This window comes from Curvibacter sp. GW821-FHT09D12 (genome assembly GCF_059416245.1).
Map to the genome: position 1 here is coordinate 255921 of NZ_JBWKOU010000001.1, position 14045 is coordinate 269965.

A 14045-nucleotide genomic window follows, 5' to 3' on the forward strand; every position below is an offset into this window, starting at 1 on the left:
GAAAAGTGCTCCGTGAATTATTCGAGAACGAAATTGAGGGGAACCTGAAACCACATGGTTTCAGGGACACCACCGCGTTTGCCGGGCACGTAGCGCCAGCGCATCACGGTGGTCAAAGCGGCTTGGTCCAGGCGGTCAAAGCCGCTGGATTGCTTGATTTCTGCTTTTTGCGGCAGACCGTCTGCGCCGATCAGCACGCGCAGGATTACCTTGCCTTGTTCGCCCAGGCGCTTGCTGATGGCCGGGTAGGCAGGCTTGGGGTTTTGCAGGTAGTCGGCATCGCTGGAGGGCAGTTCGACCTTGGGCGGGGCCGGTGGCGCAGGGGGCGCTGGCGGCGCGGCAGCCACTGGCGCCGCCACCGGAGGGGCGGGTGGTTGAGGGGTGCTGACCCCTGTCGGCGCAGCAGGCGCTGGCGTGGGATCTGCAATGGCCACGGGTTGAGGGGCCGGCGGCAGCGGCGTGGGGCGGGGTGCCACCGTTTTGGGCTGGGGTACCTTGGGCACCGGAGCCGGGGGCGGTGGCGCCTTGGGGGCAGGCGGTTCGATGAGCTCGCTCAGGACTTCGGCTGGAATGATGACTTCGACCGCGCGTCGGATCAGGCCGCTTTGCAGTCCCCACAATGCCAGGGCATGAAACAGAAGCACACCACCGATGACCGCGCTGTTGCGACTGATTTTGGGACGTGCGGGAATGGATTGGGCGTGCATGGTCAGGGGTTGTGCGGGGTACCGAGTCTGGGGTTGGGGCGGGCCCTGTCCGTCATCGACGAAACACCCACCAGGCTGAGCCCAGTACGAGAATCAGACCGCCACCGAGAGTTGTGATTGTTGCCATGCTCGACCTTCCGTGAAGTGGGTGGCGAGCTGAATGGCCTGCCCCGGCATGTCCGCACGGAGTGCGGCAATCGGATGGGCAGCATTGCACTGATCCACCACGCTGCGTGCGCAACTCTCACACCGGCCACACTGGGTGGCGACACCGAGTTCAAACTGGATTTCATCGAAACCCAGCCCCGCTTTGGCGTGGCGGACAATTTCTCGGTCGGAGACGCGACGGCATACACAGACAATCATGGCAGACAGGCGGTTTGGGCTGGCTGTTGAGGATGATGTCAGTATAAATGCGAATCTGTCGCATTTGCAATAACCTCTCGAAAATCCAGGTCGCAAACCATTTTTCATGGCTCGGCTGCCCCTTGGCGCTCGTGGCAGGCTAACCATGAAAAAAGCCGACCTGAGGTCGGCTTGGCGGAGTGCTGGTCTGGCTTACTTGACGTGCTTGCCGATCAGGGCAGCAAGTTCAAACATCGAAACCTGAGCCTTGCCAAAGATTTCCTTGAGCTTGGCGTCGGCATTGATCAGGCGCTTGTTCAGCTTGTCTTGCAGATCATTTTTCTTGATGTAAACCCACAGCTTGCTCACGATCTCAGTGCGCGGCAGGGGGCTGTTGCCCACCACGGCGGCCAAGGCTGCGCTGGGGGTGAGGGCCTTCATGAAAGCCGCATTGGGGGTGCGCTTTTTGGCAGGAGCTGCAGCCTTCTTGGCGGGCGCAGCAGCCTTCTTGGCAGGAGCAGCAGCCTTGGTGGCCGGTGCTGCCTTGGCCGCTACCTTCTTGGTGGCGGGCGCAGCAGCCTTCTTGGCGGGAGCAGCGGCCTTGGTTGCCGGCGCGGCCTTTTTGGCAGGCGCTTTTGCCGGGGCTTTCTTTGCAGTTGCCATGATTGAATTTTCCTTCTGGAAGTTGATTAATCACCAGCCAAACACTGCGTTCTCGCTGGCATACCGGATGCTAATGGAGAAAAAACGGCTTTCCAAGCGAAAACGCATATTTTTCAGTGCACTCTGTTGCGCCTTTGTGTCCGCAAAGCCAATAAGGGCGCGGGTTTCGCGCATTCGGGGTGCGCTGAGGTCACTGCAGGGCCTCCGGCCATGGGTCTCCGCGCTGGCACGCTGGCACGAACTGTCGGTGGTCGGGGGCGTCTGAGCGGCACTTTTGTATGCTCTCGATCAGGCTTGTCAGTGGCGTTGGCAAGTCGTTTTCATCTCGTACATGCCATGAAAGGTCACTCTCCATGTCTTCTCTGCCTGCGGTCATCAGCACCTGCGATCTTTGTGACGAACACAAGAACGACGATTCGGGCCACTTTCGCGTGCTGCCTCCAGTGTTCAAGGCCTTTGGTGGCCGGACGGTCTTCCATGGGCCGGTGTGCATCGTCAAGGTGTTTGAAGACAATACCTTGGTGAAGCAGGCCGTCGACTCACCAGGCGAAGGGCGCGTGCTGGTGGTGGATGGGGGCGCCTCTTTGCGTCGTGCCTTGGTGGGGGGTAACCTGGCCAAGGCGGCCGCACGCAATGGCTGGGCGGGCATCGTGGTGGATGGTTGCGTACGTGATGTGGCCGAACTCAATGCAGAGGCGGTCGGGATCCGGGCGCTGGCCTTGATGCCCCTGCCCACTGAGAAGAGAGGGGAAGGGCAGTGTGATGTTGCTGTTCAGATCCAGGGGGTGTGGGTACGTCCGGGCGATTGGCTGTATGCCGATGCCGACGGCATCGTGATCAGCTCGACATCTTTGACCTGAGCGTGTCAGGATGGCTTGGGGCTGGATGCCGCAGGGCTGGCGTCGGGCAGGGTGGCCAACACGACCCCGGCCAGCGCAATGCCAAAGGCCAGCATCTGCAACAAGGTCATGGGCTCGCCCAGAAACAGGACTCCCACGGTCGCCGCAGTGATCGGTAGCATCACTGTGAACAGGCCTGCGTGCGCAGCCGGGATGGTGCGCAATCCGGTCATCCACAGCCACACTGTCCAGACGCTTGCGGCCAGCGCGTAGAACACCAGTAGCAGCCAGTAGGCGGGTGGCACGCTGGCAAAGTTGAATGACATGGCTTGGTACAGGCCGAACGGTGTGGCCAATGCCAGCCCCCAGAGGTTGATCAAGGCGCTGATGCGTCGTGCACTCAACGCGCCGGTCAAGCGCTTGCCGATCACTGCGTAGGCGCTTTCGCACAGCACGGCGCCGACGATCAGCAGGTTGCCCAGCCAGTGTGATTCAGTCGACGCTCCGCTTGCATCCGTGCCCGGGCGCACCAGGGTGAACAGCGTGATGCCCGCCACGGCCAGGCCGATGGCCACGGCCACGCGAGGGGAGATGCGCTCTTTCAGGAATATCCAGCTCAACAGTGCCACACAGGCCGGAATGCCCGACATGATCACGCCAGTGGCCACCACCGAGGTCAGCTTGACACCGTTGAGCATCAGCACAGAGAAGAGGAAGTTGCCCAGCAGGGATTCGAGGAACACCAGACGCTTGGTTGCGCTGCTCATGCGGGGTTCGTCGGGGGCGCGTCTGATCCAGCGCAACATGGCCACGGCACCGATGCCAAAGCGCAACCAGGCCAGCAGGAAAATGGGCAAGACAAGAGTGAGGGGCTTGGAAAGCGCCACATAGCTGCCGACCAATGCCATGCTGGCGGCCAGGCAGACACATGCCAGCCAACGGCTGGGGCCTGCCACCAAGCGGGGTGAAGCGTGCTGCATTCGTTACAACGTTCAAAGGAGTTGGATTGAAAACCGAAATCATGCCCGAGGAGCGGGTGCCCCGTGGCGTTCCGGCGTCGCTTGTGTTCGTGTACGGCACCTTGCGCAAGGGTGGTAGCAACGACATCAACCGCCTCGTTCCGCCGCCGGCCTTCTGCGGGTGTTCCATGGTGCCGGGGCGGCTCTTTGATCTCGGGGCCTATCCGGGCTTGCTTTTGGCAAACGGTCCCGACGAAGGGGGCAGCGCCGTTTCGGGTGAGGTGTATGCCATCGAGCCAGCACTGGAGCGGCAACTCGACCTCATTGAAGGCATACAGGGGCGGCCCGATGACGAGTATTTCCGCCGTCAGGTGTCGGTCAATGTCGAGGGGCAGAGTTGCGTTTGCCTGGTCTATGAGATCAACCCCGAGCGCGTGAATGGCCATCCATTGATCGATCACGGAGACTGGATCGGACACGTGGGTGGCGTGGTGCCCTGACGGCACCTGGACATTTGTCATGGCTTTTCACGCTACGGGTTTTGCATTTCTTATTGTGAAAATAGCCAATTGCTGCACTGCACATGAAATCCTGTCATGAGAAATTTGATTTCACAAAGAGAAATCAAAGTTGTAAGTTATTGATTTTCATAAAAAATAAAAAAGTCTTCTATAAGACATAAGATTGATTCTGACTCTTATAGAAGACTTAAAGTTCTCTCAACGCCAGCGAACTTGCAAACGCAACAAAGTTGGCACCATTCAACCAACCAGGAGTGATCACATGTCGCAATCTCTCAATTCCCAACTGAGCCGCCAGCAGCAAATCGAAGCCCTCGAAAAGGATTGGGCGCAGAACCCCCGTTGGAAGGGTGTCAAGCGCAACTACAGCGCTGCTGACGTGGTGCGTCTGCGCGGTAGCCTGTCGATTGAGCACACTTTGGCCAAGCGTGGTGCCGAAAAGCTGTGGGACCTGGTGAACGGCAGCGCCAAGAAGGGCTATGTCAACTCGTTCGGCGCAATCTCTGCTGGCCAAGCCATGCAGCAAGCCAAGGCGGGTCTGGAGGCTGTGTACCTGTCGGGCTGGCAAGTGGCTGCTGACGGCAACACTTCCGAAACCATGTACCCGGACCAGTCGCTGTACGCCTACGACTCGGTGCCCACCATGGTTCGCCGCATCAACAACACTTTCAAGCGTGCCGACGAAATCCAGTGGGGCCGCGGCATCAACCCCGGCGACAAGGAATTCATCGACTACTTCCTGCCGGTCGTGGCGGATGCTGAAGCCGGCTTCGGCGGTGTGCTGAACGCTTTCGAACTGATGAAGAACATGATCGCTGCAGGCGCTGCAGGCGTTCACTTTGAAGACCAACTGGCGGCCGTGAAGAAGTGTGGTCACATGGGCGGCAAGGTGCTGGTGCCCACCCAGGAAGCCTGCGAAAAGTTGACCGCTGCCCGCTTTGCCGCCGACGTGATGGGCGTTTCCACCATCGTGCTGGCCCGTACCGACGCCGAGGCTGCCAACCTGATCACCTCGGACCATGACGCCAACGACAAGCCGTTCCTGACCGGCGAGCGCACCCAAGAAGGCTTCTACCGTGTCAAGAACGGTCTGGAACAAGCCATCAGCCGTGGTGTGGCCTACGCCCCGTACGCCGATCTGGTGTGGTGCGAAACCGGCACGCCTGATCTGGGCTTTGCCCGTGAGTTCGCTCAAGCTGTGCACGCTGCCTGCCCTGGCAAGCTGCTGTCTTACAACTGCTCGCCTTCGTTCAACTGGCGCAAGAACCTCGACGATGCGACCATCGCACGCTTCCAGGACGAATTGTCGGCACTGGGCTACAAGTACCAGTTCATCACCCTGGCAGGCATCCACAGCAACTGGTACAACACCTTCAAGTTTGCTCATGCCTACGCCCGTGGCGAAGGCATGAAGCACTACGTCGAAATGGTGCAAGAGCCCGAGTTCGCTGCCCGTGAACAAGGCTACACCTTCGTGTCGCACCAGCAAGAAGTGGGCGCAGGTTACTTTGACGACGTCACCACCGTCATCCAGGGCGGCTCGTCCTCGGTGAAGGCTTTGACTGGCTCGACCGAAGAAGAGCAGTTCCACTGAGCGCCTGAGCGCTGCTGAGCAAGGCCCGGCGTGTCCGGGCCTTTTTTCGTGGGGTGATGAAGCTGATGTGAGGCTCGCGCTAAAATCGTGGCTATTCCCTGTGTACAGGGTCACCCACTGGCAAGAGCGAGAAAGGCATCTTGGTTATGACACCGCGAACTACTTCGGAGACTCCTTCGGCTCAATGAGCCACTGGTTCGCGCCTGCTCACCTGTTTTCTGCTCCACTGAACAAAGCGCGGCCTTCCCCGCGCTTTTTTTGCGCCTTCACGGATTCAACTCACAGACATCATGATTCAGATCACGCTTCCCGACGGTTCCAAACGTGAATACCCCGGCCCGGTCACGGTGGCCGAAGTGGCTGCCTCCATCGGCACCGGCCTGGCCAAGGCCGCCCTGGCCGGCAAGATTGGCGACAAGGTGGTGGACACCAGCCATGCCATCACCTCGGACAGCCCGCTGTCCATCATCACAGCCAAGGATGCGGATGGTCTTGAGGTGATCCGCCATTCGACCGCCCACTTGTTGGCTTATGCCGTCAAGGAGCTCTTTCCGGATGCTCAGGTCACCATCGGGCCTGTCATCGAGAACGGCTTTTACTACGACTTCTCCTACAAGCGTCCTTTCACGCCTGAGGACTTGGCCGCGATTGAGAAGCGCATGTCCGAGTTGGCCGCCAAGGATGAGCCAGTCGTGCGCCGCGTGTTGCCGCGTGATGAGGCAGTGGCGTACTTCAAGGGCATCGGCGAGCACTACAAGGCGGAGATCATTGCCAGCATCCCCAGCAATGAGGACGTTAGTCTGTACCGCGAGGGTAATTTCGAAGACCTCTGCCGTGGTCCTCACGTGCCGAGCACCGGCAAGCTCAAGTTTTTCAAGTTGATGAAAGTGGCTGGCGCCTATTGGCGTGGTGACCATCGCAACGAAATGCTTCAGCGTGTCTACGGTACCGCCTGGGCCAGCAAGGATGACCTGCAGCAGTACCTGACGATGTTGGAGGAGGCCGAGAAACGAGACCACCGAAAGCTTGGTAAGGAGCTTGATCTCTTTCACATCGACGAGCATTCGCCGGGGACCGTGTTCTGGCACCCCAAGGGTTGGACGGTCTGGCAGGAAGTCGAGCAATACATGCGTCGTGTCTATCGCGACAACGGCTATCAGGAAGTCAAGGGACCGCAAATCCTGGATCAGGGCCTGTGGGAGAAGACGGGGCACTGGGACAAGTACCGTGAGAACATGTTCACCACGGAGTCCGAGAAGCGGGACTACGCGCTCAAGCCGATGAACTGCCCGGGCCACATCCTGATCTTCAAGCAGGGTATCAAGAGTTACCGTGACCTGCCGCTGCGGTTTGGGGAGTTTGGGCAGTGCCACCGCAATGAACCCACGGGTGGGTTGCACGGCATCATGCGCGTGCGGGCGTTTACCCAGGACGATGGGCATATCTTCTGCACCGAGGATCAGATTCAGAGCGAAGTCATTGCGTTCACGACCCTGTTGCAAAAGGTCTACAAGGACTTTGGATTCAAGGACATCATCTACAAGCTCTCCACCCGTCCCGAAAAGCGGATTGGCTCTGAGGAGAGTTGGGATCGTGCTGAGAATGCGTTGGCCGAGGGGTTGCGCGCATCGGGCTGCGATTTTGAATACCTGCCGGGTGAGGGTGCCTTCTATGGTCCAAAGATCGAGTACACGCTGAAGGATGCGCTGGGACGTCCTTGGCAGTGCGGCACCATTCAGGTGGATCCGAACATGCCGGAGCGCCTGGATGCCGAGTTTGTCGGTGAGGATGGTGCTCGTCACCGTCCGATCATGTTGCACCGAGCCATCGTGGGTAGCCTGGAGCGATTCATCGGAATCTTGATCGAACAACACGCTGGCGCGTTGCCCACGTGGCTGGCTCCGGTGCAGGTTTCGGTGCTCAACATCACCGATTCGCAGGCCGATTACTGCCGTGAACTGGTCAAAATGCTTGAGAATCAAGGGCTTAGGGTCCAGTTAGATCTGCGCAACGAGAAAATTACGTATAAAATACGCGAGCATTCGTTGCAAAAGCTGCCTTACATCTTGGTCGTGGGTGACAAAGAGAAGGCTGCAGGTGCCGTTGCGGTACGCGCCCGGGGTAACAAAGACCTCGGAGTGATGTCGGTGGAAGCTTTCGTTCAAACGATCGCTTCAGACATCGCCTCTAAAGCTTGACGTCGAGTCAATGATCGCTTTAGCTGACGCGTTGCCGTCGGCTAAAGCTGCATGTGCAGCCATTATTTAAAGGACACTAGCCATCGCTACTGAATTTCGTGATCGTCGCCAGCGGGAAGAGCGCAAGCACCGTCTGAACCGTGAAATCATGGCTCCGGAAGTTCGACTCTCCGGTCCGGAAAACGAGCCCATCGGCATCGTCAGCCTTGCGGAAGCGCTTCGCATGGCGGGTGAGTTGGATGTGGATCTGGTTGAAATCGCGGCCACTGCGAACCCGCCAGTCTGTCGTTTGATGGATTACGGCAAGTTCAAGTACCAAGAGCAGAAAAAAGCTGCTGAGGCGAAGTCCAAGCAAAAAGTCATCGAGGTCAAGGAAGTCAAATTCCGTCCCGGCACCGATGATGGCGACTACAACATCAAGATGCGCAACATCAAGCGTTTTCTTGAAGACGGCGACAAATGCAAGATCACCTTGCGATTCCGTGGGCGTGAGATCACGCACCAGGAAATCGGCATGGCCTTGTTGCAGCGCATTCGGGATGAGCTGGCTGACCTGATCGTGGTCGAGCAGTTCCCCAAGCTGGAAGGGCGGCAGATGATCATGATGATCGCCCCTGGAAAGCGCAAACCCTCTGCAGCCAAGGCTGTTGAGGCGGGCGCTGCAGCTGCATCGGTTTGATCAAAGCAGAACACTGAAGCCTTGCGCAAGCAGGGTTTCGGCAGGCGGCTGGCAGTGATGCCTGCTGTCCAGGTGACGGGGCTATCCCTGTTGCCGACCAAGTGGCTCGGGGCCATCAAGGCTGCAATCAGTTTGCAGACGCCTCACGAGCACAATGTAAAAGGAGCATGAACATGCCCAAAATGAAGACCAAGAGCAGCGCAAAGAAGCGCTTCCGTGTCCGTCCGGGTGGTACCGTCAAGCGCGGTCAAGCCTTCAAGCGTCACATCTTGACCAAGAAGACCACCAAGAACAAGCGTCACCTCCGCGGTGCTGTGGCTGTGCATGAGACCAACATGGGTCACATGGCGCAGATGCTGCCCGGTGCTGGCCTGTAATCAACTGACGAACAAGGAGTAATTCAATGCCTCGCGTCAAACGTGGTGTAACGGCTCGTGCCCGTCACAAAAAGGTTCTGGCCCTCGCCAAGGGTTTCCGTGGTCGCCGCGGTAATGTTTTCCGCATCGCCAAGCAGGCGGTGATGAAGGCTGGGCAATATGCCTACCGTGACCGCCGTACCAAGAAGCGTGTGTTCCGCCAGTTGTGGATCGCCCGTATCAATGCCGCTGCACGTGAACTGGGCCTGACCTACAGCCAGTTCGCCAACGGCCTGAAGAAGGCTTCCATCGAGATCGACCGCAAGATGCTGGCTGACCTCGCTGTGCATGACAAGGCTGCCTTCGGCAGCATCGTGAACCAAGTCAAGGCCAAGCTGGCTGCTTGATTTTTCACGGCTACGCCCCGCCTTGTGTGGGGCGCTGCGAACAAGAAACAAGGGCTAGGGCTTTGCACAAAGCTTTAGCCCTTTTTCATTGACAAGAGATTTTATGAACGAGTTGGACGCACTGGTCGACAGCGCCAGACAAGGTTTCGAGCAAGCTGCTACCCCGGCAGACCTGGAGAACGCCAAGGCGGTCTTCCTGGGCAAGTCGGGTCGCATCACCGAGTTGATGAAGGGCTTGGCGAGTTTGTCGATTGATGAGAAGAAGGCCCGAGGCGCCGTCATCAACCAAGCCAAGCAGGCCATTGAGGCCGCGCTGAATGCCCGTCGCCAGGCGCTTGCAGACGCCGAACTGGATGCCCAACTCAAGGCCGAGGCGCTGGATGTGACGCTCGCCGGACGTCAGGCCGGGCAGGGCGGTTTGCACCCTGTGTCGCTGACACTCGAGCGCATCGAAGGCATTTTCGGTTCGATGGGCTTTGATGTGGCTCAGGGGCCTGAGATCGAATCCGACTGGTTCAACTTCACGGCGCTCAACACGCCTGAGGACCACCCGGCCCGCTCCATGCACGACACTTTCTATGTCGAAGGCGGGACTGCAACGGCACCGAATCTGCTGCGTACGCACACCAGCCCGATGCAAATCCGCCATGCAGTGCAACATGTGAACGCGCATCGTCATCTGCTGGATGCCGGTGAGACCATGCCTGAGATTCGGGTCATCGCGCCTGGCCGCACTTACCGCGTCGACAGCGACGCCACCCATTCACCGATGTTCCATCAGTGCGAGGGCCTTTGGATCGGCGCCAATGTCAGCTTCAAGGATCTGAAGGTCGTCTTCACGGATTTCTGCCGCACCTTTTTTGAGTCGGACGATCTGGTGCTGCGCTTCCGCCCCAGTTTCTTTCCGTTCACCGAGCCCAGCGCCGAGATCGATATTCAGTTCCAGAGTGGCCCCTTGGCGGGGCGCTGGCTCGAGGTGGCGGGGTCCGGGCAGGTGCACCCCAACGTGGTTCGCAACATGGGATTGGACCCTGAAAAGTACATCGGCTTTGCCTTTGGCATGGGCCCGGATCGACTGACCATGCTGCGCTATGGCGTGAACGATCTGCGCCTGTTCTTTGATGGCGACATCCGCTTCCTGTCCCAGTTCCAGTAACCCGTTTTGAGGCCTTGGCGGGCCGCGGTGCTCATGATGCGCCGCCTGTGCGCCACGCCTTCACCAGAAGAGTCCGACTATGCAATTTCCTGAATCCTGGTTGCGTGAGTTCTGCAACCCGCCGCTGACGACGGCTGAGCTTTCCGAGGCCCTCACGATGGCGGGTCTCGAGGTGGAAGAGTTGCAGCCTGTTGCGCCTCCTTTCACCCGCGTGGTGGTGGGGGAGATCAAGCAGGCAGAGCAGCATCCCAATGCCGACCGACTGCGTGTGTGCCAGGTGGATGTGGGCCAGGCTGAGCTGCTCAACATCGTCTGTGGTGCGCCCAATGCGCGTGTGGGCATCCGTATTCCTTGCGCGATGGTGGGTGCCGAGTTGCCGCCGGGTGAGGATGGCAAGCCTTTTGTGATCAAGGTTGGCAAGCTGCGGGGCGTGGAAAGCCAGGGCATGCTGTGTTCGGCCCGAGAGTTGAAGCTGTCCGAAGACCATGGCGGTCTGATGGAGCTGCCTGCCGATGCGCCGCTGGGTCAGAACATCCGCGACTACCTTCAGCTGGATGACACGCTGTTCACGTTGAAGCTCACCCCGAATTTGGCACACTGCCTGAGCGTGTATGGGATCGCGCGTGAAGTCTCGGCGCTCACAGGAAGCCCCTTGCTGCAGCCTGCGTTCCCCACCCTGGCGGCGGTTCATGATCAGCGGCTGCCTGTGACTATCAGTGCGCCTGATCTGTGTGGTCGCTTTTCGGGCCGTGTGGTGCGTGGTGTGAACCCCAAGGCAGCCACCCCAAAGTGGATGGTGGACCGCCTGGCGCGTTGTGGTCAACGCAGCGTGACGCCGTTGGTGGACATCTCCAACTACGTGATGTTCGAGTTGGGGCGTCCATCGCACATTTTTGATCTTGACAAGATCCATGGCGGCTTGGACGTGCGCTGGGGGCGTGAAGGTGAATCTCTGAAGCTGCTCAACGGCAACACCATCACGGTGGACGGCCAGGTGGGCGTGATCGCCGATGAGCAACAGGTCGAGTCTCTGGCGGGCATCATGGGCGGAGATTCGACGTCAGTGTCTGACGACACGCAGAACGTGTACGTCGAAGCCGCGTTCTGGTGGCCCAAGGCAGTGGCGGGCCGTTCGCGCCGGTTCAATTTCTCGACCGATGCAGGTCATCGATTTGAGCGTGGTGTCGATCCTGAACTCACGGTCGAGCACATCGAGCGTATCACCCAGTTGATCCTCGACATCTGTGGTGGCCAGCCGGGTCCGATTGATGATCAGCGGGTCAATGTGCCGTCTCCTCAGGCTGTCACGCTGCGTGTGGCCCGTGCTGAGAAGGTCATCGGCATGCCTTTGGGGCAAGATCGCTGCGCCTTGGCCCTGCGCCGCTTGGGTCTGCCACTCACCGAAGGCTCGGGGACCCTGACCGTGACCCCGCCGTCCTATCGCTTCGACCTGACCCTTGAGGAAGATCTGATCGAAGAAGTGGCTCGGATGGTGGGCTACAACAACCTGCCGACCACCAAGCCGCTGGCGCCCATTGCGCCCAAGTTGCGCGCGGAGGCTCAGCGCAGTTCCTTTGCGGTGCGTCGTCTGCTGGCGGGTCTGGGCTACCAGGAAACCATCAACTTCAGTTTCGTTGATGCGTCTTGGGAGCACGAACTCGCAGCCAATCCCAAACCGATCAAGCTGCTGAATCCAATTGCAAGCCAGATGAGCGTGATGCGCTCTTCGCTGATCGGGTCCCTCCTGCAGGTCCTCAAGTTCAATGCAGACCGCAAAGCGTCCCGCGTGCGTGTTTTTGAATTGGGCCGCGTGTTCCTGCGCGATGCCTCTGTGGCGGATTCGATCACCACTGTCTCGGGTTTCGATCAGCCGATGCGGGTGGCCGGCGTGGCCTGGGGGTCGCAGGCGTCCACCCAATGGGGCATGACCGAAAGAGCCGTTGACTTCTACGACATCAAGGGCGATGTTGAAGCTTTGCTGGCCCCGCTCAAGCCCGTCTTTGTGCCGGCTGAGCATCCGTCCCTTCACCCTGGTCGCACTGCTGCGGTGCAACTGGATGGGCACACCATTGGCCATGTCGGTGAGTTGCATCCGCGTTGGCGTCAGAAATGGGGCTTCGCCTCGTCGCCTCTGGTGTTTGAACTGGACTTGGACCCTGTGTTGGCGCGTCGTGTGCCGGCCTTCGAGTCCGTCTCGCGTTTGCAGCCGGTCACCCGCGACATTGCTGTTGTGTTGGGGGATCAGGTCACGTATGCCGCCGTAGAGTCGGCCATCCGTGCGGCCGATACGGGCAGTTTGTTGCGTGACGTGACGCTGTTCGACCTGTACCGCCCCAAGGTCCAGAAAGATGGCGCTGTGGTGCAGGGCGGTTTGGCCGCAGGGGAAAAGAGTCTGGCCATTCGCCTCACGCTGCATGGTGGCGACAATACCCTCACCGATGAGCAGATCGAAGTGGCCGTGCAGGCTGTGTTGCAGAAGCTGGCGGCCGACACCGGCGCCCGCCTGCGTGCTTGAGAGGATGCAAGACAACATGGCGACTCTTCCTGAGATCGAGTTCGCGGTCGATGACCTCGAAACGACTGCGCTGACCAAGGCTCAATTGGCTGATCTTTTGTTTGAGCAGATCGGCTTGAACAAGCGTGAGTCCAAAGACATGGTTGACGCTTTCTTTGACTTGGTCGCAGAGAGCCTGGTGTCGGGGGAGGATGTGAAAATTTCCGGCTTCGGCAATTTCCAGATCCGTACCAAGGCACCCCGCCCGGGGCGCAACCCCCGCACGGGCGAGGCCATTCCGATCGGGGCTCGGCGCGTTGTGACCTTCCATGCCAGCCACAAGCTCAAAGAGCAGATCCAAGGCTGAGGACTCGGTCACTCTTTTGCGAGAGACCTGTCCGCGCTGGCTGGCATTTGAGGCAGCTCTGCAGTAACCTAAAAGCTTTTCGTGTCGTCCGTCATCCACATGGCAAACCCATTGCCCCCCATCCCGGTCAAACGCTACTTCACCATTGGTGAGGTGGGTGAGCTGTGCGGCGTCAAGCCGCACGTTCTGCGGTATTGGGAGCAAGAGTTCACTCAGCTGCGTCCCATGAAGCGCCGGGGAAATCGCCGTTACTACCAGCACCATGAGGTGCTGATGATCCGGCGCATCCGGGACTTGCTTTACGACCAGGGCTTCACCATCGTCGGGGCACGCAACAAGCTCCAAGAGGTGGGCGGCACGGAGCCGCTTGCTTCTGAAGGTGACCTGTCTCAGGTGGCGACTCAAGGCGCTGCCTCGACGATGGCGTCTACCGATGAGGGCCAGCACCTGGCGGGCAAGCTGCCGGCCGTGGGTGATCTGCAGGCGCTTCGCAAAGAATTATTTGAGATTTGCGAGCTTCTCGCCGAAAGTGCCTAAAAACCGCTATATAATTTAATTCTTGTCGGCGTGTAGCGCAGCCTGGTAGCGCACTTGCATGGGGTGCAAGGGGTCGCGAGTTCGAATCCCGCCACGCCGACCATTTTATTCCAGTGAATCAATGGGTCAGTTCTCAAAAGGAACTGACCCATTTTTCATTTCTCGACCGATTGAATGCGCTCTGGGGCATGGGCCGTTCGGATGGGTCGTCAGCAGATCCCCG

Annotated in this window: 15 protein-coding genes and 1 tRNA gene; 12 read left to right on the top strand and 4 right to left on the bottom strand. The window is 59.3% G+C overall.

What is annotated here, in order from left to right; translation table 11 throughout:
- Positions 1–17: 17 nt before the first annotated feature.
- The 3 genes from AC07PT_RS01225 to AC07PT_RS01235 all read right to left on the bottom strand — a co-directional run bounded on the left by AC07PT_RS01225 (position 18) and on the right by AC07PT_RS01235 (position 1715).
- Complete coding sequence (locus AC07PT_RS01225; RefSeq protein WP_492345124.1) at positions 18–707, bottom strand: energy transducer TonB; 690 nt, start codon at positions 705–707, stop codon at positions 18–20.
- Positions 708–800: 93 nt separating this feature from the next.
- Positions 801–1073, bottom strand: a complete 273-nt coding sequence (locus AC07PT_RS01230; RefSeq protein WP_492345585.1) for a (2Fe-2S)-binding protein — start codon at positions 1071–1073, stop codon at positions 801–803.
- Between the two features lie 192 nt (positions 1074–1265).
- Entirely contained in the window at positions 1266–1715 is a 450-nt protein-coding gene (locus AC07PT_RS01235) for an SWIB/MDM2 domain-containing protein (RefSeq protein ID WP_494655530.1), read from the bottom strand.
- Between the two features lie 353 nt (positions 1716–2068).
- On the opposite strand from AC07PT_RS01235, the gene rraA reads away from it, so the two are divergent.
- Entirely contained in the window at positions 2069–2575 is a 507-nt protein-coding gene (gene rraA / locus AC07PT_RS01240; protein WP_492345126.1) for a ribonuclease E activity regulator RraA, read from the top strand.
- Positions 2576–2580: 5 nt separating this feature from the next.
- Here the strand turns inward: rraA and AC07PT_RS01245 are convergent, their stop codons facing one another.
- Positions 2581–3534 carry a DMT family transporter gene (locus AC07PT_RS01245; RefSeq protein ID WP_494655531.1) on the bottom strand — a complete coding sequence of 318 codons (954 nt, stop codon included), beginning with the start codon at positions 3532–3534 and terminating at the stop codon, positions 2581–2583.
- 26 nt (positions 3535–3560) lie between these two features.
- Between AC07PT_RS01245 and AC07PT_RS01250 the strand changes: the two genes are divergently transcribed.
- The 11 genes from AC07PT_RS01250 to AC07PT_RS01300 all read left to right on the top strand — a co-directional run bounded on the left by AC07PT_RS01250 (position 3561) and on the right by AC07PT_RS01300 (position 13925).
- A complete protein-coding gene (locus AC07PT_RS01250) occupies positions 3561–4013 on the top strand; it encodes a gamma-glutamylcyclotransferase family protein (RefSeq protein WP_492345128.1) in 453 nt (150 codons plus the stop codon).
- A gap of 283 nt (positions 4014–4296) precedes the next feature.
- Positions 4297–5628, top strand: coding sequence for an isocitrate lyase (gene aceA / locus AC07PT_RS01255; protein ID WP_492345129.1), 1332 nt, complete (start codon positions 4297–4299; stop codon positions 5626–5628).
- Between the two features lie 290 nt (positions 5629–5918).
- A complete protein-coding gene (thrS, locus tag AC07PT_RS01260; RefSeq protein WP_492345130.1) occupies positions 5919–7826 on the top strand; it encodes a threonine--tRNA ligase in 1908 nt (635 codons plus the stop codon).
- A gap of 82 nt (positions 7827–7908) precedes the next feature.
- Entirely contained in the window at positions 7909–8505 is a 597-nt protein-coding gene (gene infC, locus AC07PT_RS01265) for a translation initiation factor IF-3 (protein WP_492345586.1), read from the top strand.
- A 173-nt stretch (positions 8506–8678) separates the two neighbouring features.
- Positions 8679–8882 carry a 50S ribosomal protein L35 gene (gene rpmI, locus AC07PT_RS01270; protein ID WP_027475501.1) on the top strand — a complete coding sequence of 68 codons (204 nt, stop codon included), beginning with the start codon at positions 8679–8681 and terminating at the stop codon, positions 8880–8882.
- A gap of 26 nt (positions 8883–8908) precedes the next feature.
- The gene (gene rplT, locus AC07PT_RS01275; protein WP_027475500.1) at positions 8909–9268 is read left to right on the top strand and encodes a 50S ribosomal protein L20; all 360 of its coding nucleotides are present in this window, start codon (positions 8909–8911) and stop codon (positions 9266–9268) included.
- A gap of 103 nt (positions 9269–9371) precedes the next feature.
- The gene (gene pheS / locus AC07PT_RS01280; RefSeq protein ID WP_492345131.1) at positions 9372–10424 is read left to right on the top strand and encodes a phenylalanine--tRNA ligase subunit alpha; all 1053 of its coding nucleotides are present in this window, start codon (positions 9372–9374) and stop codon (positions 10422–10424) included.
- 79 nt (positions 10425–10503) lie between these two features.
- Positions 10504–12939 carry a phenylalanine--tRNA ligase subunit beta gene (gene pheT, locus AC07PT_RS01285; RefSeq protein WP_494655532.1) on the top strand — a complete coding sequence of 812 codons (2436 nt, stop codon included), beginning with the start codon at positions 10504–10506 and terminating at the stop codon, positions 12937–12939.
- Positions 12940–12955: 16 nt separating this feature from the next.
- The gene (locus tag AC07PT_RS01290; RefSeq protein ID WP_425389175.1) at positions 12956–13285 is read left to right on the top strand and encodes an integration host factor subunit alpha; all 330 of its coding nucleotides are present in this window, start codon (positions 12956–12958) and stop codon (positions 13283–13285) included.
- A 99-nt stretch (positions 13286–13384) separates the two neighbouring features.
- Complete coding sequence (locus AC07PT_RS01295) at positions 13385–13822, top strand: MerR family transcriptional regulator (protein ID WP_494655681.1); 438 nt, start codon at positions 13385–13387, stop codon at positions 13820–13822.
- 26 nt (positions 13823–13848) lie between these two features.
- Positions 13849–13925 (top strand) — tRNA-Pro (locus tag AC07PT_RS01300).
- Positions 13926–14045 lie beyond the last annotated feature (120 nt).